General features: G+C 41.7%; 22 protein-coding genes and 1 pseudogene. 5 read left to right on the forward strand and 18 right to left on the reverse strand.

Translation table 11 applies throughout. From position 1 onward, the window contains the following. Positions 1–303: 303 nt before the first annotated feature. Complete coding sequence (locus tag BVH04_RS15430) at positions 304–1,800, reverse strand: M28 family peptidase (RefSeq protein ID WP_086542370.1); 1,497 nt, start codon at positions 1,798–1,800, stop codon at positions 304–306. A 280-nt stretch (positions 1,801–2,080) separates the two neighbouring features. Between BVH04_RS15430 and gcvP the strand changes: the two genes are divergently transcribed. Then, positions 2,081–4,969 (forward strand): aminomethyl-transferring glycine dehydrogenase, encoded by a 2,889-nt coding sequence (gene gcvP / locus BVH04_RS15435; RefSeq protein ID WP_086542371.1) that lies wholly within the window; start codon positions 2,081–2,083, stop codon positions 4,967–4,969. 429 nt (positions 4,970–5,398) lie between these two features. On the opposite strand, the gene BVH04_RS15440 is transcribed toward gcvP, so the two are convergent. From BVH04_RS15440 to BVH04_RS15450, 3 genes are all read right to left on the reverse strand, one after another. Continuing rightward, on the reverse strand, positions 5,399–5,713 hold the full coding sequence (locus BVH04_RS15440; RefSeq protein ID WP_086542372.1) for a hypothetical protein: 315 nt from the start codon (positions 5,711–5,713) through the stop codon (positions 5,399–5,401). 267 nt (positions 5,714–5,980) lie between these two features. Then, positions 5,981–6,859, reverse strand: coding sequence for a lipoyl synthase (gene lipA / locus BVH04_RS15445; protein WP_086542373.1), 879 nt, complete (start codon positions 6,857–6,859; stop codon positions 5,981–5,983). A gap of 54 nt (positions 6,860–6,913) precedes the next feature. Further along, positions 6,914–7,642, reverse strand: coding sequence for a hypothetical protein (locus BVH04_RS15450; RefSeq protein WP_086542374.1), 729 nt, complete (start codon positions 7,640–7,642; stop codon positions 6,914–6,916). Between the two features lie 70 nt (positions 7,643–7,712). On the opposite strand from BVH04_RS15450, the gene BVH04_RS15455 reads away from it, so the two are divergent. After that, complete coding sequence (locus tag BVH04_RS15455) at positions 7,713–8,117, forward strand: OsmC family protein (RefSeq protein ID WP_086542375.1); 405 nt, start codon at positions 7,713–7,715, stop codon at positions 8,115–8,117. Between the two features lie 161 nt (positions 8,118–8,278). After that, on the forward strand, positions 8,279–9,187 hold the full coding sequence (sdaAA, locus tag BVH04_RS15460; protein ID WP_086542376.1) for an L-serine ammonia-lyase, iron-sulfur-dependent, subunit alpha: 909 nt from the start codon (positions 8,279–8,281) through the stop codon (positions 9,185–9,187). On the opposite strand, the gene BVH04_RS15465 is transcribed toward sdaAA, so the two are convergent. From BVH04_RS15465 to BVH04_RS15490, 6 genes and pseudogenes are all read right to left on the reverse strand, one after another. Beyond that, positions 9,176–9,637, reverse strand: a complete 462-nt coding sequence (locus BVH04_RS15465) for a hypothetical protein (protein WP_086542377.1) — start codon at positions 9,635–9,637, stop codon at positions 9,176–9,178. The genes sdaAA and BVH04_RS15465 overlap by 12 nt on opposite strands. Further along, on the reverse strand, positions 9,634–10,572 hold the full coding sequence (locus tag BVH04_RS15470; RefSeq protein WP_086542378.1) for a calcium/sodium antiporter: 939 nt from the start codon (positions 10,570–10,572) through the stop codon (positions 9,634–9,636). The genes BVH04_RS15465 and BVH04_RS15470 overlap by 4 nt, the downstream gene beginning before the upstream one ends. A 7-nt stretch (positions 10,573–10,579) precedes the next feature. Continuing rightward, positions 10,580–11,173 carry a uracil phosphoribosyltransferase gene (gene upp / locus BVH04_RS15475; RefSeq protein WP_317045504.1) on the reverse strand — a complete coding sequence of 198 codons (594 nt, stop codon included), beginning with the start codon at positions 11,171–11,173 and terminating at the stop codon, positions 10,580–10,582. Positions 11,174–11,290: 117 nt separating this feature from the next. Then, a pseudogene (locus tag BVH04_RS15480) lies at positions 11,291–11,584 on the reverse strand (OmpA family protein); the annotation flags it as partial. Positions 11,585–11,630: 46 nt separating this feature from the next. Continuing rightward, entirely contained in the window at positions 11,631–13,778 is a 2,148-nt protein-coding gene (locus BVH04_RS15485; RefSeq protein ID WP_086542380.1) for a cation:proton antiporter, read from the reverse strand. Between the two features lie 18 nt (positions 13,779–13,796). Beyond that, the gene (locus BVH04_RS15490) at positions 13,797–14,753 is read right to left on the reverse strand and encodes a calcium/sodium antiporter (protein ID WP_086542381.1); all 957 of its coding nucleotides are present in this window, start codon (positions 14,751–14,753) and stop codon (positions 13,797–13,799) included. 323 nt (positions 14,754–15,076) lie between these two features. On the opposite strand from BVH04_RS15490, the gene BVH04_RS15495 reads away from it, so the two are divergent. Then, the gene (locus BVH04_RS15495; protein WP_086542382.1) at positions 15,077–15,658 is read left to right on the forward strand and encodes a DsrE family protein; all 582 of its coding nucleotides are present in this window, start codon (positions 15,077–15,079) and stop codon (positions 15,656–15,658) included. 44 nt (positions 15,659–15,702) lie between these two features. Here BVH04_RS15495 and BVH04_RS26150 read toward each other — a convergent pair whose 3' ends face one another. The 8 genes from BVH04_RS26150 to BVH04_RS15530 form a co-directional block, all read right to left on the reverse strand. Beyond that, complete coding sequence (locus tag BVH04_RS26150; protein WP_240510947.1) at positions 15,703–16,080, reverse strand: hypothetical protein; 378 nt, start codon at positions 16,078–16,080, stop codon at positions 15,703–15,705. A 107-nt stretch (positions 16,081–16,187) separates the two neighbouring features. Further along, positions 16,188–17,216, reverse strand: a complete 1,029-nt coding sequence (locus BVH04_RS15500) for a flotillin family protein (RefSeq protein WP_240510948.1) — start codon at positions 17,214–17,216, stop codon at positions 16,188–16,190. A 12-nt stretch (positions 17,217–17,228) separates the two neighbouring features. After that, positions 17,229–17,795, reverse strand: a complete 567-nt coding sequence (locus BVH04_RS15505; RefSeq protein ID WP_086542383.1) for an NfeD family protein — start codon at positions 17,793–17,795, stop codon at positions 17,229–17,231. 238 nt (positions 17,796–18,033) lie between these two features. After that, entirely contained in the window at positions 18,034–18,585 is a 552-nt protein-coding gene (locus BVH04_RS15510; RefSeq protein WP_086542384.1) for a lipocalin family protein, read from the reverse strand. A gap of 10 nt (positions 18,586–18,595) precedes the next feature. Then, positions 18,596–19,381 carry a hypothetical protein gene (locus BVH04_RS15515; RefSeq protein ID WP_086542385.1) on the reverse strand — a complete coding sequence of 262 codons (786 nt, stop codon included), beginning with the start codon at positions 19,379–19,381 and terminating at the stop codon, positions 18,596–18,598. 4 nt (positions 19,382–19,385) lie between these two features. Next, positions 19,386–20,777, reverse strand: a complete 1,392-nt coding sequence (locus tag BVH04_RS15520; RefSeq protein ID WP_086542386.1) for a mercuric reductase — start codon at positions 20,775–20,777, stop codon at positions 19,386–19,388. Between the two features lie 121 nt (positions 20,778–20,898). Then, on the reverse strand, positions 20,899–21,480 hold the full coding sequence (locus BVH04_RS15525) for a hypothetical protein (RefSeq protein WP_086542387.1): 582 nt from the start codon (positions 21,478–21,480) through the stop codon (positions 20,899–20,901). A gap of 287 nt (positions 21,481–21,767) precedes the next feature. After that, on the reverse strand, positions 21,768–24,701 hold the full coding sequence (locus BVH04_RS15530; protein ID WP_086542388.1) for a S9 family peptidase: 2,934 nt from the start codon (positions 24,699–24,701) through the stop codon (positions 21,768–21,770). A 579-nt stretch (positions 24,702–25,280) separates the two neighbouring features. Between BVH04_RS15530 and BVH04_RS15535 the strand changes: the two genes are divergently transcribed. Continuing rightward, the gene (locus tag BVH04_RS15535) at positions 25,281–25,838 is read left to right on the forward strand and encodes a reverse transcriptase domain-containing protein (protein WP_262481370.1); all 558 of its coding nucleotides are present in this window, start codon (positions 25,281–25,283) and stop codon (positions 25,836–25,838) included. Positions 25,839–25,872 lie beyond the last annotated feature (34 nt).

Consider the following 25,872-nt stretch of genomic DNA (forward strand, 5'->3'; position numbering starts at 1 on the left):
TAAATAATTACATTAAGTTAGTACCATTACTTTCTAAAAGGGGGCAAGGGGGATTTTCTAAAATAAAATCCAAATATTATTACAGAACGTGCATTCATGCGGATACACATATTTGGTTTACGTCTCCAGACTTTAACCAAAACCAATGCAGTTTTCTGACTTCCTTTTATCATCATTTTTCCCTTTAATTCCCATTTACAAACCCCAGTTTCTTGTCAGTATTTTCATAAAACCTAAAAAAGGCTACCGGATTCATCCAATAGCCTTTCAAATTCAAAAATTTCAGCTCATTTAAAAGCCTTCTTATCTTTCTGTTCTGTTATTTGTGCCATCGACAGGAAGTCTTTTTTCTCTGTTGGCTACATCCCAAGCGGTGTGGAAAATCAGTCTCGCTCTCTTTTCCATTAGAGGGAATTCGATTTTGTCCACCGTATCCGTCACTTGGTGATAATCGTCGTGAACGCCATTGAAGAAGAATGCTACCGGGATATTATGCTTCGCAAAGTTATAATGATCTGATCTGTAGTAGAATCTGTTTGGATCATCTTCAGCATCATATCTGTAATCCAAGATCAAATCAGAATACGTGATGTTATTGTATTCTAAGACTTTTTTCAGATCAGTAGAAAGCATTTCAGAACCGATCACGTAGACAAAATCTGTGTTTTCAGCGTCTTGGTATTCGTAGTCAATTCTACCAACCATGTCGATGTTGAAATTCACCACTGTATTTTCCAGAGGGAATATTGGATGATCTGAGTAGTACTCAGATCCCAAAAGACCTTTTTCCTCACCAGTTACATTTAGGAATAGAATAGATCTTCTTGGCTTGATTCCGTCTTTTGCAGCCATGGCAAATGCTTGAGCAATTTCAGTCACAGAAACAGTTCCTGATCCGTCATCATCGGCACCATTAAATATCTCGCCAGTGCTGCTCACTCCTACGTGATCGTAGTGAGACGAAATCACGACTAGTTCGTCTTTCTTATCGGTTCCTTCCAAGTAGCCCATTACGTTTGAGCTTTCCACTTCCTTGATTTCTTTTTCGATTTGGTAGGTAGCTTTTTGAGACTTGATAGACTCAGGATTTGTTTTTGCGGCTTCTTTCAGTTCCTCCACAGGAGTATCGAACAATTCAGCCATTTTATCAGAGCTTACCATGAATACTGGCTTTTGCTCAACAGGCTTCGCAAAACCAATTCTTCCTTTGCCCGCTAAGCTTTGGTAGCGACCGGCAATTCTGTCAAAGTTTGCCTGACCTTCCATACTGACAATTACTATTCCGGCAGCTCCTGCATCCATTACTTGAGTCAAAAGGTCATTGGATCTTACGCCAACGGCCCAGATTCCAACCAGTTTGCCTTTTACGTCCACTTTCGCCAGGTTTTCTTCTGAAACCAAACCTAGGAAAACAAGGTCGGCTTTAGCAGCTTTCTTCATATCTCCATCGCCAATGAAAACGAAATCTTCATTGTTGACAAGCTTGTTTTTGCCTACTTTTAAAGAAACTTCTCCGAATGAAGCGCTAACTAGCTCAACTTCCTGAAGATAACTCCCCTCTACTGGGCCAGCCAAGCCAATTTTTTTGTAAAAGTCTGCTAAATAATTAGCAGCTACTTTTTGTTCTTCTGAACCTGTGTCTCTACCTTTCATTTCGTCAGAGGCAAGGTAAGTAAGACGCTCTTTCAGGTCTCCGGCGGTAATTGTGTTGGCATACTTCAATTGTGCAGATTGCTGTGCCAACGACGGTAGTGCAAGGCCCAAGGCCATTGCGCCCGTCAATAACAGACTTTTGTTCATCAGTTTATAGTTAGGTTTTTTTAGTTCAGAAATTAGCCGTTTTGAGATCACTCATTGAGATATGATGAGTAAACTTTGGGCTAATTTCAATCTATTTGCATCTCAGGCGCTAAACTAGATAATTTTTCTAGCCAACAATAAACCGTTTGTATATTTTGATGTTATACAAAGGAAATAATGGGGTTCATGAAAGCTTTATCTTTCAATAAATTGTACCTTCGCACCTTGAAAAATGAGCCAATTTCAAACCCAAATAGTTCATCGACTTTAACGTTCTTATATGAAGATCAATCTTTCTAATGCTGTCAAATTTGAGAGCAGACACAATGGCCCGACAGATGAGGAGATTTCAGCAATGCTGGAGAAAATCGGAGCCTCATCTTTGGAGGAATTAATCAATCAAACTGTTCCGAAATCTATCCAATTGGAGCGCCCATTGGATCTTCCGGCTGCGAAGTTGGAATCGGAGTTTTTGAAAGATTTCAAAAAGTTAGCTTCTAAAAACAAAGTGTTCAAGTCTTTCATCGGCTTGGGATATTACGATACCCTGGTACCAGGAGTGATTTTGAGAAACGTACTGGAAAATCCGGGATGGTACACCGCTTATACTCCATATCAAGCGGAAATTGCTCAAGGTAGATTGGAAGCTTTGATCAATTTCCAGACGGTAGTGATGGAGTTAACAGGCATGGAACTAGCCAATGCATCTCTTCTAGACGAAGGGACTGCTGCAGCTGAGGCGATGAATATGCTTTTTGCTGTGAAGCCAAGAGAAAAGAAGAATGCGACAAAATTCTTTGTTGACGAAAAAGTATTCCCTCAGACAAAGGCAGTTCTAGAAACTAGAGCCGAGCCGGTAGGAATTGAATTGGTTTTCGGGTCAATTGATTCATTGGACTTGACGGACGAGAACCTTTACGGGGTGTTATTCCAATATCCAGATGCTGATGGTGAAGCGCGTGATTACTCCGCTATCGTAGCTGCTGCCAAAGAGAATAATGTAACTACTGCGTTTGCTGCCGATCTTCTAGCATTGACATTGTTGACTGCTCCAGGTGAAATGGGAGCTGATGTGGTTGTTGGTTCTTCCCAGCGTTTTGGTGTGCCGATGGGTTACGGTGGGCCACATGCTGGTTTTTTCGCTACCAAAGAAGCTTACAAGCGTCAGATTCCGGGAAGAATCATCGGTGTATCTCAGGATCGTGAAGGAAACAAAGCCTACAGAATGGCTTTACAAACTCGTGAGCAACATATAAAGAGAGAAAAAGCAACTTCGAATATTTGTACTGCACAAGTACTTTTGGCTGTAATGGCTGGTTTTTATGCCGTCTATCACGGACCAAAAGGACTGAAGAATATTGCCCTAAGAACACATGGACTAGCGAAACTTACGGCCAAGGCTCTTGAGCAATTGGGTTATGAGGTTTCTTCAAAGAATTATTTTGACACGATCAAAGTAGCTATCGAAACTAAGTCGCTTAATGCTATACAGTCTTTGGCGCTGTCTTCTGAAATGAATTTCCGTTATGATTACGATACGGTGTTCTTGACTTTTGATGAGGCTAAAACATTGGAAAATGTAGCTGCGGTTGTGGAGGTTTTTGCGAAAGCGAAAGGAAAAGATGCTCCTGATCTTACGTCTTTGGCTTCAGCTATTGAATTTGAATTGCCAGAAGGTTTGGTAAGACAATCTGAGTACTTGACTCATCCGGTTTTTAATGATTTCCAGAGTGAGCATGAAATGCTTCGCTACATCAAGCGTCTTGAAAACAAAGATTTGTCATTGGTTCACTCCATGATTTCTTTGGGTTCATGTACCATGAAGCTAAATGCTACTGCGGAGATGATTCCTGTGACTTGGCCAGAGTTCGGACAAATGCACCCATTTGCTCCTACCGATCAGACTGCTGGTTACCAAGAGCTCTTTGCAAATTTGAGACATTGGTTGAATGAAATCACCGGTTTTGCAGATACTTCTCTTCAGCCAAATTCTGGTGCTCAGGGGGAGTTTGCCGGACTGATGGTAATCCGTGCTTATCACCTGAGCAGAGGCGATCATCATAGAAATGTAGCGTTGATTCCTACTTCTGCCCATGGCACCAACCCTGCTTCTGCGGTAATGGCAGGAATGAAAGTGGTTTTGGTGAAATGTGACGAAAAAGGAAATATCGATTTAGAGGATCTAAAATCAAAAGCAACTGCTCATTCAAATGACCTGTCATCCCTAATGGTAACTTATCCATCTACTCACGGAGTATTCGAAGTAGCAATTCAGGAAATCTGCCAAATCATTCACGAAAATGGTGGTCAGGTTTACATGGATGGAGCTAATATGAATGCTCAGGTAGGACTGACTAGTCCAGGAAGAATCGGAGCTGATGTTTGTCACTTGAACCTTCACAAAACCTTCTGTATCCCTCATGGTGGTGGTGGGCCTGGCATGGGACCTATTTGCGTAGCAAGTCATTTGGCACCATTCCTTCCAGGTAATCCAGTGGTGAAAGCTGGTGGTGAGCAAGCTGTCTCTTCTATTTCTGCAGCACCATATGGTAGCGCGAGCATTTTGCCAATCTCTTATGCATATATAGCAATGATGGGTGGAGATGGTCTGACGAATGCGACGAAAATGGCTATCCTAAATGCGAATTATATCAAAGAAAGATTGAAGGATCATTTTCCTATCTTATATACCGGTACGGAGGGAAGAGCAGCTCACGAGATGATCGTGGATTGCCGAGCGTTCAAAGAAGTAGGTGTGGAGGTAGAAGATATCGCGAAGCGATTGATGGATTATGGGTACCACGCGCCTACGGTTTCTTTCCCGGTAGCAGGTACTTTGATGATCGAGCCTACTGAGTCTGAGACTAAAGCTGAGTTGGATAAATTCTGCGAAGCATTGCTCTCCATCCGTGCTGAGATCCAAGAGATCGAAGATGGGAAAGCTGACAGAGTAGAAAACGTATTGAAAAACGCACCACACACAGCGATGATGGTTCTTACCGACAACTGGGATTTGCCTTATTCAAGAGAAAAAGCAGTTTATCCTCTTGATTTTGTGAGAGGAAATAAATTCTGGCCAACTGTAAGAAGAATTGATTCTGCTTTCGGAGACAGAAACTTGATCTGCAGCTGTATTCCAGTGGAGGATTACGTAAGTGAAGAAGCTTAATTAGCTTTGAAGATAAAATGAGAAAGGGCTGCCTACTAGGTAGCCTTTTTTTTGGTTGTTAACCACGGAGGTCACCGAGCTTTCGCAGAGGTCGCCGAGTTTTTAGGATTACGTTAGCACAGTAAGGTTGAGTGCATAGATGAAGTCAGGGATGCGAAGTTTTGAAACTCAAGGTGATTTTTGTTTTAGCATCTTCAATTCTTGATTCTTGTATTTGAAAATTGATCCTTGAGCATTTTTTAAAGGATTTGTCCCAGCGGCACAATTGGTTGGTAGCTCGATCTTATCCAAGATCTTTTTCATGTTCTATGGGAACATTTGGTAAATAAATTGTCATCACACATTCCCATGGAACGACCAGACAAAGCACAATTTCTTACTACCAACCATTCGTTCCTATGGAACGGTATCGCATGATTATTTTTTACTTTAAATCAAAGGAACTTTATCCTCTGTTGAAAGCTGAATTTCCAGACCTCCGATTTTTGAAGCCACAAAATTATAGACTACTGCACCTAATGCACCCATTATGAAACCAAGGAATCCATACATAATTGGAAAAACTATCACCATAATTAATCCCAAGCCACCTGCATTAGAAATAGGAAAGGTGTCGCCAAGTAATCCGGAAAAGGCAGACATAAATAACGCATAGAATATGCCGATCACAAAGCCAAGGACACCAAGTGTCAATCCATAGATTTTGGCGGCGGAGGAAACTCCAATTTTTTCAATTTTTACCATTTGGTTAAAAGTTTACTGTGAGATGTAATTTGCTTCAAAATATTAAAAAAATAGTCATAAAAAAAGCACACTCGTAAGTGCGCCTGTAAATTCTGATAAGTACTTTTAAACAACATCTACTCTCCCAAGAGACAAAAGAATTCTAGGGAATGGCAGAAATTACCAAATTCGTTACTTCGGTCATCCCTGCCTACCGGCAGGCAGGCGTCTTCGGTCTTCTGTCTACCAAAACAAAGGGAGAAAGGAATGATATTCATTTAGTTCAACTTACACATTCACGTGCCTTTCAGCATGGTATGATGATCTCACCAATGGGCCTGATTCTACGTATTTTAATCCTCTTGCCAGTCCCTCTTCTCTGTATTCTGCGAAAAGATCAGGATGTATGAATTCGGCAACTTCAATGTGCATTTTGGTAGGCTGAAGGTATTGCCCTAAGGTCAGGATATCACAGCCATGATCCACCAGATCATCCATCACTTTGAATACTTCTTCTTTTTTCTCACCCAAACCTAGCATCATACCAGTTTTGGTTCTTTTGCCGTACTCCTTGGTCAATTTGGTTTGCTCCAATGAGCGAGCATATTTTGCTTGCGGGCGAACTCTTCTATAGAGACTTTCCACGGTCTCCACGTTATGAGAAACGACTTCCTGTCCAGCACTGATCATTCTATAGAGTGCATCCCAGTTTGATTTTACATCCGGGATCAGCGTTTCTATAGTAGTGGCAGGAGAAAGTTCTTTTGTCTGAATCACGGTCTGATACCAGATTTCTGCGCCTTTATCTTTCAACTCATCTCTGTTTACTGAAGTCAACACTGCATGCTTTACACCCATGAGTTTGATTGCCTCAGCTACTCTTCGAGGCTCATCTGTGTCATACTCTGGCGGTCGGCCAGTAGCTACTGCGCAAAATGAACAAGAACGTGTACACACATTTCCCAGAATCATAAAAGTAGCGGTGCCAGCTCCCCAGCATTCACCCATATTTGGGCAATTGCCGCTTTCACAAATCGTGTGAAGCTTATGCTCATCTACCAGCTTGCGGACTTTGGCGTATTCTTTTCCTACGGGAAGTTTTACTCTAAGCCAATCTGGCTTTTTTCTTCGAGTAGCTTCTTCGGAAATTACAGGTAATTCGATCATTGATTTCTGATTTGATGCAAAGGTAAGTCAGCAAAGGGCAAAACCCAAGTTGACTTATTGTCTGAACCCATAGAAAAAGGTGAAGTACACGGACTGGAACAACTGCCGGTTTTCTGTAGTTGGGATCAGGGGGATTTCTTTGGTAAACCCTTCGAGCATGTATCCAAGTTCCAATCCTGTTGCATTTGAGCGAAAAACTCCAAACTCAAATGATAAAGCAGCTTTTAGATTGGCACCGATAGCAAACTCTGATTGACCTATTCCCTCGAAAAGTCTGCCTGTACCCAGGATGTTAAATATACTTTGATGAATTTCTGGATCGTATTGCTCGCGCACTGTTTCTACACGATTCAGTACATACTCTATGTAATAGGGAGCGATTAAACCAAATGATGGGCCGATAGCTGCCAGCGCGGATACTTGTACCCCTTGATTGGGAGCTTTTTTAAAGAGAATAATTTCTCGACCGTATTGAGGCCTGATCGAATAGAGGTAGTTCGATTTCCCGAAAATATAGCTATTGCCCAGCGTATTAGTGTATCGTACCTCCTTCGGGTTTTTGACATTAGATAGTTCTATTGCCCAAAAACTAAACTGACTGTCGTCAATTCGTGTTCCTGCTTTAAAGATGAAACCACCTATTAATCCTCCGTTCGTATTTTTGTTGACACCGAACATGTATTCCTTGTCGTATTCGTAATTGCCTGTGTCTTCTCTTTGGGCAAAAGATTCAATGGAAAAGGAAAGAAATAGAAGCGGTAAAATGTATTTCAGTTTGTTCATTCGAATTGGTCAAAAATATTGCCCTATTTTTGGGTGTTAGTAGTTTAACTGATTTTAAAAATAAGAGTTTATGCCGACTATAAAAAGTTCATATTTAGGGAATTTGAGAACTGAATCTGAGCACTTACAATCAGGGATCAAAATCCTGTCGGATGCCCCACTAGATAATAATGGAAAAGGTGAAGCATTTTCTCCGACTGACTTGGTAGCTAGCGCTTTAGGAAGTTGTATGGTTACCATTATGGGAATTGTTGCCACTAGAGATTCTGTTTCCTTAGAAGGGCTGACTTGGGAAGTGACCAAAATAATGCAGTCATCTCCTCGGAAAATAAGTGAAATCGTGGTTGATTTTCGTTGGGAAAATCCTGTAAGTGATGCTGCTATGATTCAAAAATTGAAGAATGCAGCAAAGACTTGCCCAGTTGCTTTAAGCTTGGATCCAGAGATTAAGCAGACCTTAAATTTCGATTTCTGAGTGATATAATAGTAATTGACAATATCAATCTAGGATTTGTTAGACTCTATCGAGGATGCTACATCGTTCTCCCGTCTTCGGTCTTCCTGCCATTAACTTAAAGAATCTAAGGTCTCTAGCAATAGAAAGAGTATCCATCATAGTATATAAACCCACATAATATGAGCTATTTATTTGAATCCTTCAAAGGCTGGAAAAGCTACTGCGAAGAGAAGAATGTATCATTACCAGAGTCTGTGATCGAATATGAAGTAGATCAGAAAAATGGAGAAGATGATAAAATCAAAGCTGGGCTTCTTCAGGCTTATGAGGTTATGAAAGATGCGGTAAAAACTGGATTGGAAGAGGAAATGACTTCTCGCTCTGGAATGATTAACAATGGTGCAAAGAAAGTTTACAATCACCCATTATCAGTGCTTTCGCCTGAATTCCAGAAGTTGATTTCACGGGCTTTAGCAGCCAAAGAAGTTAATTCTTGCATGGGAAGAGTGGTAGCTGCTCCTACAGCTGGTGCAAGTGGAATCCTTCCAGGAACCTTGGTTACACTACAAGAAATCCATGGATTGAGTGATGGGCAAATCGTTGAGGGACTTTTAGTAGGTGCAGGTATAGCTTTGATTATTGAAGAAAAAGCAAGTTTGGCTGGAGCTGTTGGCGGTTGTCAGGCGGAGACAGGATCTGCTGCTGCGATGGCTTCCGGTGCTATTGTTTATTGCTTAGGAGGAAATACAGATCAGATCTTCAATGCTGTGGCTGTGACTATTCAATGCATGCTGGGATTGATTTGCGATCCTGTGGCGGGATTGGTAGAAGTCCCATGTGTGGTGCGAAATGCCAGTGCAGCAGCCATTGCTTTCAGTTCTGCGCAAATAGCCTTGGCAAATGTCAGTGCTGTAATTCCTGTTGATGAGTGTGTTGAGGCAATGGGTGAAGTAGGAGCATCTATGGAAAGTCGGTATAAGGAGACTGCCATGGGCGGATTAGCAGCTACTTTGACTGGGCAGGCTATTTCTGAAAGGGTTTTGATAAAGGATATAGAAATTTTACCCGATGATGAATTAAAGGAATAAGTTTTTGACGAATGGGACGGCCAGAAGTTGGTCAATACTTAAACTGAACACTACAGCCCAAAGGCAGGCGCTCCAAAACATGTGTAAATATATATGTCTATTTTTGACACCAAAAGACACCATTATTAGTGTTCCTCCGATCGGCGTAAATAATATAGGGGTGAAAAAAGCAATCCCAATTTCCCCATACTTTCTCCAAAGATGTACTATTCTCCTGTTCTTCTTGGAGAAAACTAGTTTTGGTTTTTTCTGAAAATTCCCTTGAAAAATAGCTTTGATTTTTGTGCCGATCAGCGTGAAAATCAACACGCTTGTCATCATCCCTGCGATGGTTACCAACACATTCACCCATACACTATAACCTGCTGCAGACCCTAAAATCGGCCCAGCAAGAAATTTGAACCAACATAAAAAGTAGATTCCCAGGAGGGTTAGAATATCTTCCATCATAGCAGGAAGTACAAATAGGCAAAATAGCTTAACAATAGTAGTGAGCCTTCAACTTTCGAAACCCGCATCTTAGTACGCATCAACACGAATAAAAACAGAGTAATTCCAATCATCCACAGGAAATCAGAATCGATAAATTCCTGAGAAACTCCTATCGGCTTAATGATCGCTGTGATACCAATTATGGATAAAATATTCATGATGTTACTACCCAGAATATTTCCTAATGCCAAATCCGTTCGCTTGGACAATGCTGCTATGATAGAGGTGATTAGCTCTGGTAAACTAGTGCCAATAGCAATGATAGTCACGCCGATTATTCGTTCTGAAACTCCAAACTCTCTGGAGATTTTCACAGCGTTTGTTACTAATAGTTCAGAACCTAGATAAAGACCCACTACCCCTCCTAGAAATAAGCCGATGGAGGCTGCCCATGAGTAACCTTTTACTTGCTCTATTTCCTCCTCTACCTCCGTGTTATTCACTAAGTCTGCTCCGGGACTTTTGAAAAGGTACACGTTGAAGGCGATGAAGAGCCCAAAAAGTAAAATACCTTCCCAAAAGCCTATGAGCCCATTGTAGCTTAACCCGTAGAAAAGGATAGAGACAAGTAAGGTGACTAAATAGTCAAAGCGTATATGACTTTTTCTGATAAGAATAGGGTAAAATATCCCGCTTATTCCTAGCACTAGGGCGATATTTGCAATATTTGAGCCGACTACATTCCCGATAGAAATATCGCTGTTTCCCTTGAGAGCGGCATTTACACTCACTAACAGCTCAGGTGCTGAGGTACCAAAAGCGACTACCGTCATCCCAATCAGGCCTGCGCTCATACCTAGCTTTACAGCCATAGCGGACGCTCCATCCACTAGGATTTTCCCACCGTATAGAAGAATGACTAAACCAAGAAATAATAAGAAGTAAGGCAGCATGCAGTGATTAAAGTTTTGGGCCAAAAGCAAGATCCCCAGCATCGCCCAGTCCAGGGACAATGTAGGATTGGTCATTTAATTTCTCGTCTATGGCTCCAAGCCATAGTGAGTAGGAGCAAGAGATGTTTTCTTTGAGGTATTGGATACCCTCGGGAGCTGCAATGACTGCTGCTATGTGAATATGCTTGGGTGTACCGTGAGACAATATGGTCTGGATCGATTCCACCAATGATTTGCCTGTGGCTAGCATAGGATCAGCGAGGATCAGTACTCTTCCTTCTACGCTGGGACTGGCATGGTAGCCCAATTGTATAGTGATTTCTCCGGGCTCACTCTCATCTCGAAAAGCTCCGATAAATCCGCTATCTGCCTGATCGAAATAATTTAAAAAACCATTGTAAAACGGCAAGGAGGCTCGCATTACTGAGATGATCACCGGCTGTTCGGCAGGGACAAGTGTTGATAATGAGGTCAGTGGAGTTTCGATTTCTTCCACAGCGTATTCGAAAGATTTGGAGATTTCATAGGCCATTAGTTCACCCATCCGCTCCAAGTTTCTACGAAACCGCATTCTGTCATTTTGAATACGAATGTCTCTCATTTCGCGTAGGAAATGATTTGCCAGAGAGGGTGTGTCAGATAAAACAAACATGCTGCGAAGATAAAATAAAAACCCGGCTCTTTTGGAACCGGGTTTTTGTTTGGGACGATATAGTGGTTATTTCACTTCAAAGCTGGCTCTTCTAGCCATCTGTCTGGCATCAGCAGAAGACTTGTTAGCGCTGGTGTCTTCACCGTAACCTTTGTAAGAAAGTCTTGAAGCATCTACTCCAGAAGCAACTAGGATGTCATATACAGATTTTGCTCTATTTTCTGAAAGCTTCATATTGTAATCTTCTGGGCCTAATTCGTCAGCATATCCTTTGATCTCAACACGTACTCCAGGATTTTTCTTCAGGAAGTTCGACACATAGCTAGCTGCACTAGTCGAGTAATCAAGTGGCTTAGAATTTCCGGGCTCCAGCTATAAATTATTCAAGTTGGGGCTTTTTTTACATTTATTTTCTCTTGAGTAAGTGTGCAAGTGTTCTCCCGATCCAATCCAATCTTTCGATCGGGCCTATCAGCGAACCGTGCATCATGTCCATCACTGGCATGCCCCCTGCTTTTGGCTGAGTTGGATAGATCAGAATAAAGCTGTGATTCTTGAGCCAGAGATTAATCAGATTTGGAACCTGTTCAAATTTTGGATGGTAGGACGGTTCGCCTCGGCGACTGAGAACCATGATCAGATTATCATCCGGTTTGAGCAAAATATTGAGATTACCCAGCTCTTCCCAGGTGGGAAAAGGACGGAAATCAACACGGATTGGATGCTTTTGCAGAATTTCCAAAAGGTATTCTCTTGTGTCTTCCCCTGTGTAAAAAATCATCCGAGCACCGGTATTTCTCGCGATATTCCAGACTTTCACCACCCAAAAAGGAAAGCCTAATTCTTTTTCTGCCTTAGGTGGAATGAAAACCAAGTGCCTCTTATGAGTGTCAAATGGCTGATAAGGTTTATAAATGAAAGTCGTTGTGTTGCATTTGCTGAGTATTCCTTCCGTCAGATTCCCCAGGAAACTATCATCCATCCCACGCTTTTCGTGAAGACCAAGGACAAGGGTAGTGATTTTATTTTCGCGAATTACGCTGGAGATTCCATGCTCCACATTTGTGTCATAGCGTAGAAGCTCATACAGAAAATGATCGGTTGAGCCAGCCACTTTGCTTGCCTGATTCAATGTTTTTTGAGCCTTCATCTCTGCTCCTGTATCTTCCAGATCAGGATTAATTATACTCAGTGCATAGAGTCCCGTTTGCTTCTGTGGCGATTTCAGCATCAAACTAAGATGGATTAGCTCATCTGAAGTTTCCTGATTTCTCACAGGGATCAAAATACGTTCTACACTTTCCTCATTTCCATCTTCGGCAAGTGAAGAATCAGACAAGGCAATGCTTTTCGCAGCTTTTTGCGCTTCCAGTGAAGCAATAGTACAAGTCACCAGAATCATGATAATTGTTCCATTGAGAACATATTCTGAAAGCAAGCGGATAGGTTCTCCATTCGCGTCCGTCCCGACGATTGTATTGTAACCAACCAACACTGCCGCCAAAGTCGCCGCAGCTTGGGCATTGCTCAGGCCGAAAATAATTTTACGTTCGTCTTTGGAAAAGCCCAAGGTCTTTTGAGTAGCCAAAGCCGCGAGATACTTCGCTGTGGTGGCTACGACTGTCATAATTATCGCAACCGTGATCGTTTCCCATCCTTGAATAAATGCGCGGAAATCGACCAACATTCCTACACCTATCAGAAAAAAGGGAATAAAAATAGCATTGCCCACAAATTCAATCCTGTTCATCAGGGGAGATGCATGTGAGATCAAAGGATTCAGTGCCAACCCTACTAAGAACGCGCCGATGATACCCTCGACTCCAGCCCGTTCTGCCAAAGCAGCTCCAGCAAAAACCAACACCAATACGAAAATATATTGAGAAACATTATCTTCATATTTCTTGAAAAACCAGCGTCCGATAGGGGGAAGAATGAACCATATGATGATGACAAAAAGTGAAAGGGAAAGTCCAAGTTTCGTCCAAAATGCTGCATTTACTTCACCATTAGCCATCCCTACGATTATAGCCAAAACCAATAAGGCTAGCGTGTCGGTGATCAGTGTGCCACCTACTGTAATGTTTACCGCTCTATTTTTAGAAATGCCCATTTTTGAAATCATGGGATAGGCGATCAGCGTATGTGAAGCAAACATGCTCGCCAGCAAAATTGAAGTAGCCCAGCCATAACTCAAAAGATATAATCCAGCTAAAATCCCCAATCCCATCGGGATCAAAAAAGTGTACATCCCGAAAATGAGACTCTTTTTACTGTTTTTCTTGAAGTCAACGAGATCAATTTCCAAGCCCGCCAAAAACATAATGTAAAGCAATCCAGCAGTTCCAGAAAGAATGATTCCGCTATCCCTATCGATCAAACCCAGCCCCGTGGGGCCAACTATCGCCCCAGCGATAATCAGACCGAGCAGCGGTGGGATTTTCACTCGGTTTAGCACAAGAGGCGCAAGCAGGATTATCACTAAGATCAATAGGAATTTGATCACCGGATTGGTTATGGGCAATTCGGCAGAAAAAATCGATTCCAGGATCATATAGTTAGGAGCAAAAGGCTATACTTCTAAACTGACCAAATACGTGGTATAACCCAAATATGCGACCAATAGCAACCCTGCTTCCCATCGATCTAATGATTTCTTTTTGCCTGTAAACATGGCAAGGAATAAGAATAGTGTTCCACCAATCAGAATGTAGATATCTGTATTGAAAGCTACATTAAAAACCAGTGGATTGATTATCGAACTAACCCCAAGAATCAGGAAAATGTTAAAAATATTGGAGCCGATGATATTGCCAATTGCGATGTCGTTGTTCTTTTTCATCGATGCGACCACGGAGGTAGCGAGCTCTGGTAATGAGGTGCCAGCTGCTACAATGGTCAAACCAATAATTTTCTCGCTTACTCCTAATGATTGTGCCATTGCAACTGCATTATCTACCACGAGTTTGCCACCGATTACCAATCCTGCCAAGCCAATCAGGATCAACCCCCAGATCTTCATGTTTGAATAATCTTTTTGCTCGATTAATTCAGTGCTCGGCTCGGATTTGAGTTGGGTGAAAACGTAATAAAGAAAGGCTGCAAATAGTACGAGCAAAATAATTCCATCTACCATGGAAAGTCCAGGATTTTCGGAATGGAAATAGTTATTGACAAGAAATAATAGCACGAAGGCAGCTAAAAGAGAGAAAGGTATTTCTTTCCATACGGAGCTGGACTGAACCGCAAGTGGCGTAATAAGCCCTGCAATTCCCAGAATGATAAACAAATTGAAATTATTGGAACCGATCACATTGCCAAAAACAATATCTGGATAGCCGCCAATAGAAGCGACGGTGTTCACCACTAGCTCAGGAGCAGAGGTGCCAAATGCTACGATAGTCAGACCGATGGCAAGGTCAGAGATCTTGTGTTTTTTTGCCAAAACTGAGGCTCCATCTACAAGCCAATCCGCTCCTTTGACCAATAACAATAGACCAGCAATGAGAATGACAATCTGAAGAATCATAGAAGATTTGATTTTTGACTGAAAGATAATTAGTTATAAAAATCTCTCAAAAGTAGATTGAAAAATTCACGTAAAAACATACTGAATCAATAAATTTTTATTGGTGAAAAAGCAGGTACACTTTTCTGGAAATAACCTGACTAAACCAGAATTCAATGTGCCTTTAGATTTTCGATCGTTTAAGTTTTCTGCTGCCAAGATCGCGTATATACAGATTAGTGAAATTTTCTCTTGCTAATGCCCGCTTTTCACCCAATAAATTTCTTTAGTAATTTTTGATTTATATTTTCTAAATTTCATAGTATGCTTTAAACCAAAAAATAATGAAACTCTTTTTTTGTTCAGTGTTCGTATTGATGCTAGTAGGTTTTTCAGGTGCTTTTGCTCAAGGTGAAATGCCAAACCATATCAAAGAGAATATTTCCTATCCGGTTTTGGATTTTCACCCTTGGGTAGGCGTGATGCCCATAGCAAATGGAGCCTTACCTTACGATCCGACTCTCGATTACAAAATCGCCCTCGATCTGTATGGGAAAGTGAAAGATTCTACAGCCATTCATCCAGTTATTCTTGAAGTTGCGAGGACTTACAACCTAACTATTGCTAATGGTGTGCCCGCTGATCAAATCCAGATTGCAGCAATTATTCATGGGGGTTTAGTACAGGCTATCCTTTCTGAAGAAGATTATCAGAAAAAATATCAGACAACCAATCCTAACTTAGCTGCAATTAAAGCCTTGGAAGATGTGGGTGTTACCTTCTATGTGTGTGGACAAAGCTTGGGGTTTAATAACATACTACCGGATCGAATCACCCCAATGGTTAAAGTGGCCGTTTCAGCCAAAACTGCTTTTGTCACCCTGGATCAAATGGATTATTCATATCTCAATGTGAGTGAAGATTGATCTTAAGAAACCGAAAAAGGCTCAATTTGAGCCTTTTTCATTAACTATTCCTCTTCAGGTTTTATTTTCACTTTGCTTTTGGGAGGTTCGTTTAGATCCTCTCCTTTCAGGTAAGTCGGCAGATTCAAGCCAGCCATGTTGAATAAGTCATTTAGCGGTGGTACGGTCTTCATCATTCCTGATACAAAATTAGCTGTGGAGCCATTTCCGTTTTCGTTATTCCCCGAATCCCAAACAGTAATCTTATCGATCTTGATGTTTTTGACAGCTTCCACCTGAGTTTTAACCAATTCAGGTAGCTTTTCTATCAATAGCAATTGGAATGCTTTGGTAGGGTCTCCGCCCGCTGCACTCACTACCTCTCGGTAACCTTCTGCCTGCTTGGTCAATATTTCGTAAAGTCCTTTTGCTTCCGCTTCCATCTTGGCAAAAATAGCATCAGCCTCACCTTTTGCCAGTTCTCTGATTCGCTCAGCTTCTGCTTGGGCATCGATGATAGCTCGTTGTTTTGCAATTTCAGCAGGAATAACTATGTTGGCATTTTGAGTTGATCGTTCTCTTTCTGCTCGGGCAGTCCTGCTTTTTGCTCCGCTAGATAGGCCTCTTCGAGAGCTCTTGCCGCTTGTACTTTTTCAGATGCCAATGCTACTCTTAGCGCCTCTGCTTCTTTTTCTCTTCGTAATGCATCAGATTGTGCAATGGAAATTTTGGCTTCATTTTCTCCTTTGATCGCTATGGCATTCGCCTCAGAAGTTTTTACTCGGGTGTCTCGCTGCGCTTCAGCCTTTCCTATGCTTTCGTCTTTTGCAGCTTCCGCTATACTGACTTCCCTGTTTTTATGGGTGATCGCTATTTTTACATCACGATCACGCTGGGTGTCTGCGATCTGAACATCCTTTTCTCGATCAGCAAGTGCTTTACCTGTCTCACCGATTTTCTCTTGCTCGGCTACTGATATTTTTGCTTCGTTGATAGCCTTTGCAGCGGCTTCTTTACCGAGAGCCTCAATATATCCAGACTCATCTTTGATATCCGTCACGTTGACGTTGATCAGTTTCAAACCGATTTTCTTCAGCTCACTATCCACGTTTTTAGAAATGCTCTCCAAAAATTTATCTCTATCAGAATTAATTTCTTCAATAGTCATAGTCGCGATTACTAATCGCAACTGGCCGAAAAGAATATCTTTTGAAAGCTCCTGAATCTGCTCATGAGCAAAGCCAAGTAAACGCTCAGCAGCGGTATTCATCGTGTCTGAATCAGTGGAAATGGCAATCGTAAATCTGCAAGGCACGTCCACACGAATATTCTGACGGCTTAGTGCATTTGTCAAATTTGTTTCTATAGAAATAGGCTTCAGGTCGAGATAAGCGTAATCCTGAATTACTGGCCAGATGAAAGCTCCGCCTCCATGAATACATCGGGCTGATGTACCTCCAGTTTTTCCGTAGACGACGAGGATTTTATCTGAAGGGCAGCGCTTGTATCGGGAGACAAGTGCCAGAATAGTCACAAATGCGACAACCGTCGCTACGACGATGAGTATTAATGGTTCCATGAATGAATTGAGTTATAGCTTTTCTACGATAAGGATGTTACCACTTTCTACTCGCATGATTCTTACGGTGGCGTTTGTCTCTATTTTGTCTTGTTCGGTCATGGCATCAAGTTCCCTCACGGAACCATTTAAGCTTACCATGATTTTTCCCTTGCCCTGCATTTTGCCAGGGATAGCTAGATACACATCAGCAATGCGGTTCAGTGTTTTTTCTAGCCGAAAAGTATTGTCCTCGCCTAACTTTTGAATTTGCCTAATGATGAGAAAAAAGGAGTAAACAAAGGCATATCCTATTGCTAAACTAAGCAATATGAGTAGTGTGGTATTTGGAATGAGCTTGTAAAAAGAGATTCCTGTCCAGCTGAATCCTAGCAAGAAATTAATCAGATTTCTGAAAGAGAAAAGCTGAAATGGTGCTTCAGCACTGTCTAGGTCTCCATCAAAATCAGCTTCTATACCATCTGATCCACCAGATCCTACAAATGTTAGAATTGTCTGAAGAACAAAAATCAATGAAACCGGTATCGCGATATACCAGAAAAGTTTGAGTTGAGGATCTAATCCATCTAAAAATTCCATATCATAATGAGTTATAGCCAAATTGGGTAGCCTGAAACTATTAAAAAATTTTTAATTACTAATTTTTTATTTTTAAATAAATGACGGGAAAATTTAAGGGTTAGAGGTTTTAGTTTTTGTTGGCTATTTCTTTTGAGAATTTTGGACTTAATCTGTAGCCTATCTTATTGTAAATCAGAAGTTATGGAGGTAGAAACGAAAAAATCCCAGAAGTATTAATTCTGGGATTTCAGTTAGCCTAATCTTCGCACTGAATTGTTTTTTCGAGTTTGCTGAGATTAAAACCTTTGTCGGCTATGCCCTCGAGAAGCCTTTCGTAAAGCTTTTTATCCATCTCGGGTGTCCTGGAAAGAATCCAGAGATATTTTCGGTTTGGATGTCCAACTACCGCATAGGAGTAATCTTTAGCCAGATCAATGATCCAGTATTTGCCTTTGAATGGCCAGAAGAACTGAACTTTGAGCTTTGCATTTCCTGAACCATCTTCCACAGTTGCTATAGCTGTGGAGGTTTTAGTCTTTCCTTTTGCTGGAATATTACAGCTGTTTTCCACACCGATTGTACCGTCGTCATTCGGAGTATAAGTGGCTTTGGTGCATGTGCATCCTTTCTGGAAGGACTGGGGAAATGAGGCGATTTCATACCATTTCCCGGCATATTTTTCAAGATCTACATAAGGAACTGTTTCTAGATCTTGTGCTTTAGTGCTATGTGAGAGAAATAAAATGCCTGCTGCGGCCAATATTGGCATCGCTAAGGCAAATTTTTCTGAATTTTTTAAAGTTCTCATGTTAGTAGATTTAGTTAATTTTGAATGGTGCCGTTGCTCTGTTTTGATAGCCGTGAATACTGACGGCCACGAATAGCACTACGGCTCCAATTAGTGCTGTCCATTGGATAGTCGGCATGCTTCCCCAGTGTCTCACTCCAATTGCTATTAAAGCCCAAATCCCTACACAAGCAAATTCTCGGAGGTTTCGAGTGACGACCATAAACAGATTTACAATGACTGCTATGATGATCATGATTATTGCCCAAGTGAGCTCAGAAATACCGCCCGTCCAACCAGCTTTGGCTAGGTAGGCTGAGATATTTGCAATAGTAGCCACAGCGATCCATCCGCTGTAAAGTGCAATTGGCCACCAAAGCAAGAAGATAATTGGACGCGGAGCATCCCATCGTTCCATATTTGTATTCAAAATAGTGATGATGAGACTGGCTAAAATCCCGAGCATCACCACCACGCTAATGCCGGTATATTCCATGAGCCACATATATATCCAAAGGCCGTTTCCGATGTTTGCCATGATTAAGTATGGTCCGATTTGAGAAAGAAAATCTGAGTCTTTGGTGGGACTGAATGCCCTAGAGATAAAGAAAATAGCCTGAGCAAAAAGAGCCAAAAAGATCAGTCCCCAAATGGAAAAAGCATAACCTGCCGGTGTGAATAGATTTATGTATTCTGAGCTTAAAGAGCTAACTGTATTTCCGTCGATTCCTTTTGCGTTTACCCAATAGTTCCAAAAGATAATTATGGCTAAGACTATTAGATTTAGGATAGCATATACTTTGTGTGAATTTTTCATAGGATTATTTTTCTACCGGCTGGAGTTGCTGAAGTAATGTAGGGATTAGTTCAGTGACCGTGGGATGAGTTTGTACGGAGTTCATTAGGGTTTTGTAGCTCATTTTACCATACATAGCCGTCAGAAAAGTACCGATAATTTCATCACCTCCTGTACCCAAGACAGCCGCTCCGAGGATTTGTTCGGTTTCCGCATCTACGATGACTTCCATTTTTCCTTGAGTTTCTCCCTTTTCTTTTGCCCGGGAAATATCGCTCATGGGCATACGGGCAAAGAGTAATTTTTTGCCTGATTCTTTTGCTTGCTTTAGCGTCATCCCAGCCCTTCCAAGAGGAGGGTCGATGTACAAAGCATAGTTGGTAAGACGATCTTTGAGTGTTCTCTTTTTGTCACCAAAAAGTTGATTCTGCATAATCTCAAAGTCATTATAGGAAGTATGGGTGAAAGCACCTTTTCCATTGCAATCACCCAGCGCATAAATTCCTTCGACATTGGTTTCCAATGTAGTGTTTACTTCAAAGTACCCTTTGTCGGTAAGTATTAATCCTGCATTTTCTGGTTTAAGCAAATCGGAATTAGGTATTCTTCCTGTGGCAAGCAATAAATGGGAACCACTGATTTTTTTGTCCTTTCCTTCTTTTTCGAAGGAAACTGTGATGCCTCCTGATTTTTTGTTCTTGCCTTTTAGATTTTTCGCTCCGCAGGTTACTTGTATGCCATCGTTTTCTACGATTTCCCGGACTAGGTCGGATGTGTGATTGTCTTCTTTAGAAACCAAATAATCTCCCATTTCAAGAATGGTAACTTTTGATCCCAATCGGTGGAAAATCTGAGCGAATTCCAGCCCAATATAGCTTCCGCCTACTATAATTAGCTGATCAGGAACTTTATCAAGCTGAAGAATTGATGAATTCGTAAGATATCCTGCCTCTTCAAATCCTTCCGGGATTCTTGGTCTAGCGCCTACGTTCAGGAATATTTTGTAAGATTTTAGGATTCGAGAACCCACTTTTATTCTGGTTTTATCCACAAACGTTGCAGTTCCTCTGATCATCGAGACTTGGGGAGAATCAACCAAAGATTTTCGTATACCGAGTCTGGAATCATTGACAAGTTTGTCTTTTCTCTTTTTGATAGCTTTTAGATTGACTTTGGGCGATTTGGGAACTTCGATTCCCAGATTATGAGCATTTGAAATAGCCCATGCAGCTCGTGCACTGGCGACGTAAGCTTTGGTAGGAGTGCAACCCGTATTCACGCAGGTGCCGCCCAAGGCAGCTTTTTCTACTAGTGCAACCTTCCATTTTTCCTTGGCTAGAGCCAAAGCAAGCGGGTTTCCAGCTTGCCCAGATCCAATTATGATTGCATCAAAAGTTTCAACTCTGTCTTCTATCATGCTCAAAAAAAGTTTGGTGAGATCACTTAGTTTCTCTAAAAGTTACAAACAGAAAGCCAAAGACAAAAAAATTGAGCCTGATAACCAGACTCCTTTTCTAGGGATGGAAAAGATTAAGTACTTACACTTTCGAAACTATCCAATTGCGCACGTTACCATGAAACTCGTTGATGGCCTTCGTGTGAAAGTAGGGGTAGATGATTTTATCTCTGAACCATGAACCACTTCTGTAGAAGGTTTTGTGAGAAACTTCAGTTTTTCCATTTGGAAGAGTTTTGAAGTTGATGAATTGTGAGCCTTCAGATTTAGAGTTCTCCAAATAGCAGATTCGTATAAGCTTTTTATCCTTGTTGATTTCCATTACCTCATGTCCTACTTGGAGTTTCACAGCCCCATTAAAAACATGCAGATTTAATATTAGCACCTGGTTTTCCGTCATGCCTCGGGTATATACTTGGCCAGGGAATATTTCTTCTCGGCTTTGTCTGCAATACAGCCTGTGGAAATGGATCATTCTTCCTCCCCAAGCTTTTTCTGGCGAAATATTGATGTAGCCATTCCAGACAGAATCGAAGGTCTCATCGTAGGTGTAAGTTTCCAAATGTTCGTGATAATTGGGATCTGTTTCCTGATAGCAGATGGAGTTTAGCTTCACAAAATCATATTCTGATTTAACGTACTTTTCTTCCGTGGTTTCTTGCATGGGTTGTATTGGATCGCTTTCGCGAATCGTATTCTAAAGAAAGCGAACCTGCGATTAATCCGCAATCAATTGATGATAAGAGGAAGCATTGATTGGATATTCTTTTTTTGTAATTCTGAAAGAAGGTTGTTTTTTTACTTTTCTATCCAGCCCTTTCAACAGGATTGTTTTTCTCTTGTATGATAATCTACTCCAGCTACTGGAGAAGCAGGACAACTGCATCCCCGGCTTTCTCAGCGGTTAAATAAACTTTCAAAAAAGGGGAGCCTTTTACAGCTCCCCTGATATTAAAAGGCTCTTTTCTCCAGATGTTCATCCAAGTCAATTTTATCTATTCCCTTAGACATCCATACAGGAGCATCAGCTCCTTTCAGATGATGATCGAAAAACTCCATCATTCTTACCGAGTAATCCTTTCGGTTTTCGAGTTTGCCAAGGCCGTGATTTTCTCCTTTGTACTGAACCAGGATCACAGGTTTTTTCAATCTTCTTAGAGCAGAGTAATACTCAATTCCTTGCGTGAAATCTACTGCGCCATCTTTGTCATTGTGAAGCATCAGTAGTGGCGTATTAACGTTTTTCACGTGATAGACAGGGCTATTTCGCTCGTAAGCATCCCAGTTTTCCCAAGGAGCTCCTGTGAATCTTCCCTGAGAAGCTTCAAAGATCGACATATTTCCTCCACCAGAATTCCAGTAGATCAAATCGTACATAGAGATCATATTTGTCAGTGGAGCTCCAGCCGCTGCGGCTTTGAACATGTCCGTGTGGGTGATCAAGAAAGCAGTCTGATAGCCTCCCCATGAGTGTCCATGAATACCGATGTTTTCTTCATCAATAACTCCTGTTTCAATGGCTGCCTTTACTCCAGGAATTACACACCAAACCGCTGACATTCCAGGGTCATTCATGGTGTAGACGATGTCTGGAATAAACACAGCAAAGCCATTGCTTGTATACACATTCGGATTCCAGCCTGTTCCGCTGTAGCCTGGATTTGTCCAGTTGTGACGTGTTTGGGATAGCTTTTCGTAGTAATAAACTACTGTAGGATATTTTTCGCCCTCTACATAATTGGCGGGAAGGAATAGCGCTCCTTGAAGGGTATCACCTTTGTCAGACACATAATCCACTAGGCGTGTACCTGCAGACCAAGCGTATTTTTCTGCATCAGGAGCATTCTCTGTCACTTTTGTTGGTGAAGAAAGCGATGCGTCAGCTGTGTAAATTTGATCGGGTTCATTGAATGTCTGCTTGCTAAAGAAGTAAATATCAGCGTTTTCAGCTTTTTTCATAGAACCAATACTTGCATCTTCCCAAATCAATGGTTTTGCACCTGGCTCTATACCCTTTTTCGAAGTGTTAATCACAGCAATACCACTTTTCTTAGTCCACTCACCATAGGTTCTGATGTACATTGGCTTGCTGAGATTGATGCCTTTTTCATCTGGATCAAGAGAAAAACGGTATTGATATCTGATTTTTTCTTCTCTTCCATTTTGTGTCAAATTCACTGCTTTGGCTTTTCCAGTCACTGGTACTTGCCAGATATCCCAGCCATCATTTAGAAGTACATATTGACTGTCGCTACTCCAGCCTAGTGCGCCATGCATTGGCTTTTTCACATTGTGGTCGTCCTCTTTATCCACGAAAGAAACTGGTAAACTAGCAGTCAGATTGATTTCCTCTCCCGATACGATATCGTGGCTATAAAAATTGCCATCAGATGCATAGATTAACTTCGTTCCATCGGTTGAGCCACGAGGGTAGGAAGAGTATCCTGGAAGATAAAAGTTGGTGAAAAGGATCTTTTTCTCACCGGTCATTAGATCTACGATGTAGAAATCCTGGTAGTTCTGCCCATCAAGATTACCATCTAGTTCGTAAGTCTGATTATCGGAGCCTACAGCATATTTCTCTTTTTCAAGAATGTTGAGATCACGCATGGTGCTATCCTGCAGCTGAATATGCTTGCCAGTAGCTACAGTATACATGGAGTAGAAATTGTAATTTTTATCCTGATTTTCCAGCACTTGCTGGCGGGATTGAAGGCGACTGTCATTCCAGTGCCAGATAGTCATATCAGGTTTGTCTGCATCGTTGTCTTTTGGACTTACTTTTCCAGAATCCAATTTCGAAAGTGCTTTCTTCAGATCAGCAATAGAATTCACAGAAGTATCTGACATGATTCTTTTCATTGCTTCAGACTCGGCAAGAGCTACCGAATCTTTGTCCAGCTCTTTCTTCTCTTCTTCTTTTTTGGCTAAAACCAACGGGTGGATTCCATAAAAAAGTCTTGTGAGATCCTCTGACCACATTGGACGGCGATTAGGGCTGATCGTGTACTCTTTGGAAAACCCTGTGGAATCCTTCGCTGGATCATATACGGCCACTTGGGGGCTTGTCATGTTTTTTACCCCAACTAATTTGCCTTGGTCTTGCTTATACTTTTTGTCTTTGACCATTTTCAACGCTGCAAAAGCATCCCCTTTTTCTGTCCAGTTGATAGACTTATAGGAAGCTTTGTCAGAGTCAAGAACACTTGTGCTGTTGTTAGTCATGTTCAACAAGTAAATGCCATTACCTGATTCATTGGCGGCATCTATAGTATAGGCTAGGTAATTCCCACTCTTGTTAAATGAGAACTCTGCAACATTTCCAAGGTTCTGAGCTTTTTTAGCGTTGAGATGATAGATCAAAAGGTCAGAACCTTTGGCATCTCCACCACCATCTTTGGTTAGGTTGATAGCAAGGTGGGTAGAAGCCTCTCCGTTGAAAGAGAAATTACTCACGTTTTCAAAGGTTTTCTTATCTTCTTTATCGTCGGAGCCAAGCTTGATCAGAGTGACTTTGTCGTGCAGCGGTTTTCCCTTTGACTTTTCATTTGCTTCCTTTTCCTTAAAAGTTGGATATTCTTTAAACGCAATCCATTTGCTGTCCTCGCTAAATTCAATGGAAGGGAAAGTAGTGAAACCGATTTTGAAATTCTGAGTGGAGTCGGGATCACTTACATAGTGAAGAATAACTTCTCCATCAGCTTCCAGAGCGATCATTCCGTAGGCGATCCATTTGCCGTCAGGCGAGATTTTAAAAGTGCTATTGTTCATGTATTTCCAGGTCGGGATGTCCTTCCAAGTGATCGGCTTGGGCGCTTCATCTTGGGCAATCGCCAAATTGGCTATCAGGCAAAAAAGCCAGAAAAAGGTAAAGAGTCTTTTCATAGGGAGTTTTTTTCAAATTTGAAAATAGGGAAAAATATTGAGTTGGATAAGTTTAGATTGCCTGTTTGTCAAGAATATTGAATTATGACTTTCATTAAGTTAGGATTTCCAAGTTTTAAAATAGTCGCCCCGCTTGCGCTTTCGCAGCGTCTGATTATAGGTTGGGCTACCAAGATATCTGCCCGCTAAGCCTTTTCCTTTTACTATGATATTCTTTTATTGAGCTCCTTCAGGACTCTTACCTTTTGGGTATGGCAAATGCCCAGCACACCCAAGATATCGGCCGTCTTGGCCTTATCCTTTTAATGTGTTATTCTATTATTATTGAGCTCCAAAGGAGCGAAACCTTTGGTGGTGTGCCGGGCATGCTTCATTGCCAAAGGGTGAGAGTCCCGAAGGAGCCGTAATGATCGGAATCCTGTAGTCGAAAGCAAGGGTGTCCATTGCGAGATGGAATCTGAAGGAATCTGAAGGCGAAAATTTGACGTGACGAACAGAAACCTGATACAAGGCCTGTCCAGAGGGGTTATTGTCCCATGAATCAAAAAGCCCGAAGTTGAACCTGTTCGTCAAAAAGACATCCGTAAACCCGACGGTGGCACACGCATGCTGGTAATACCTACGGTAAAAGACCGTATGATCCAACAGGCGATCAGCCAGGAGTTAATGATTTACTACGATCCGGGATTCAGTGAAAGCAGTTTTGGTTTTCGGCCCGGGAGGAGTGCCCACCAAGCCATAGAGCAAGCAGCACGGCACATCCAGTCAGGCAGAGAGTGGGTAGTGGATATAGACTTGGAGAAGTTTTTCGATAAGATCAACCACGACCGCCTTATGCAGCGATTGGGTAAAGGAATAGGAGACAAACGCCTTTTGCGTCTGATCAACTCCTATCTAAAAGCCGGGCTGATGGCTGACGGACTGGTGAGGCAACGTACCTCAGGAACTCCACAAGGTGGGCCATTATCCCCGCTGTTGTCCAATATCGTCTTAGACGAACTGGATAAAGAGTTAGAAAAACGGGGTCACGCCTTCTGCCGCTATGCCGATGACTGCAACATTTATGTCAACAGCAAAAAGGCAGGCGAACGTGTAATGGCTTCCTTAATCAACTTCATAGAGACAAGCTTAAACTGAAAGTAAACCGCAAGAAGAGCGGCGTACGTCATTG

The organism is Algoriphagus antarcticus, from assembly GCF_002150685.1.
Lineage (GTDB): Bacteria > Bacteroidota > Bacteroidia > Cytophagales > Cyclobacteriaceae > Algoriphagus > Algoriphagus antarcticus.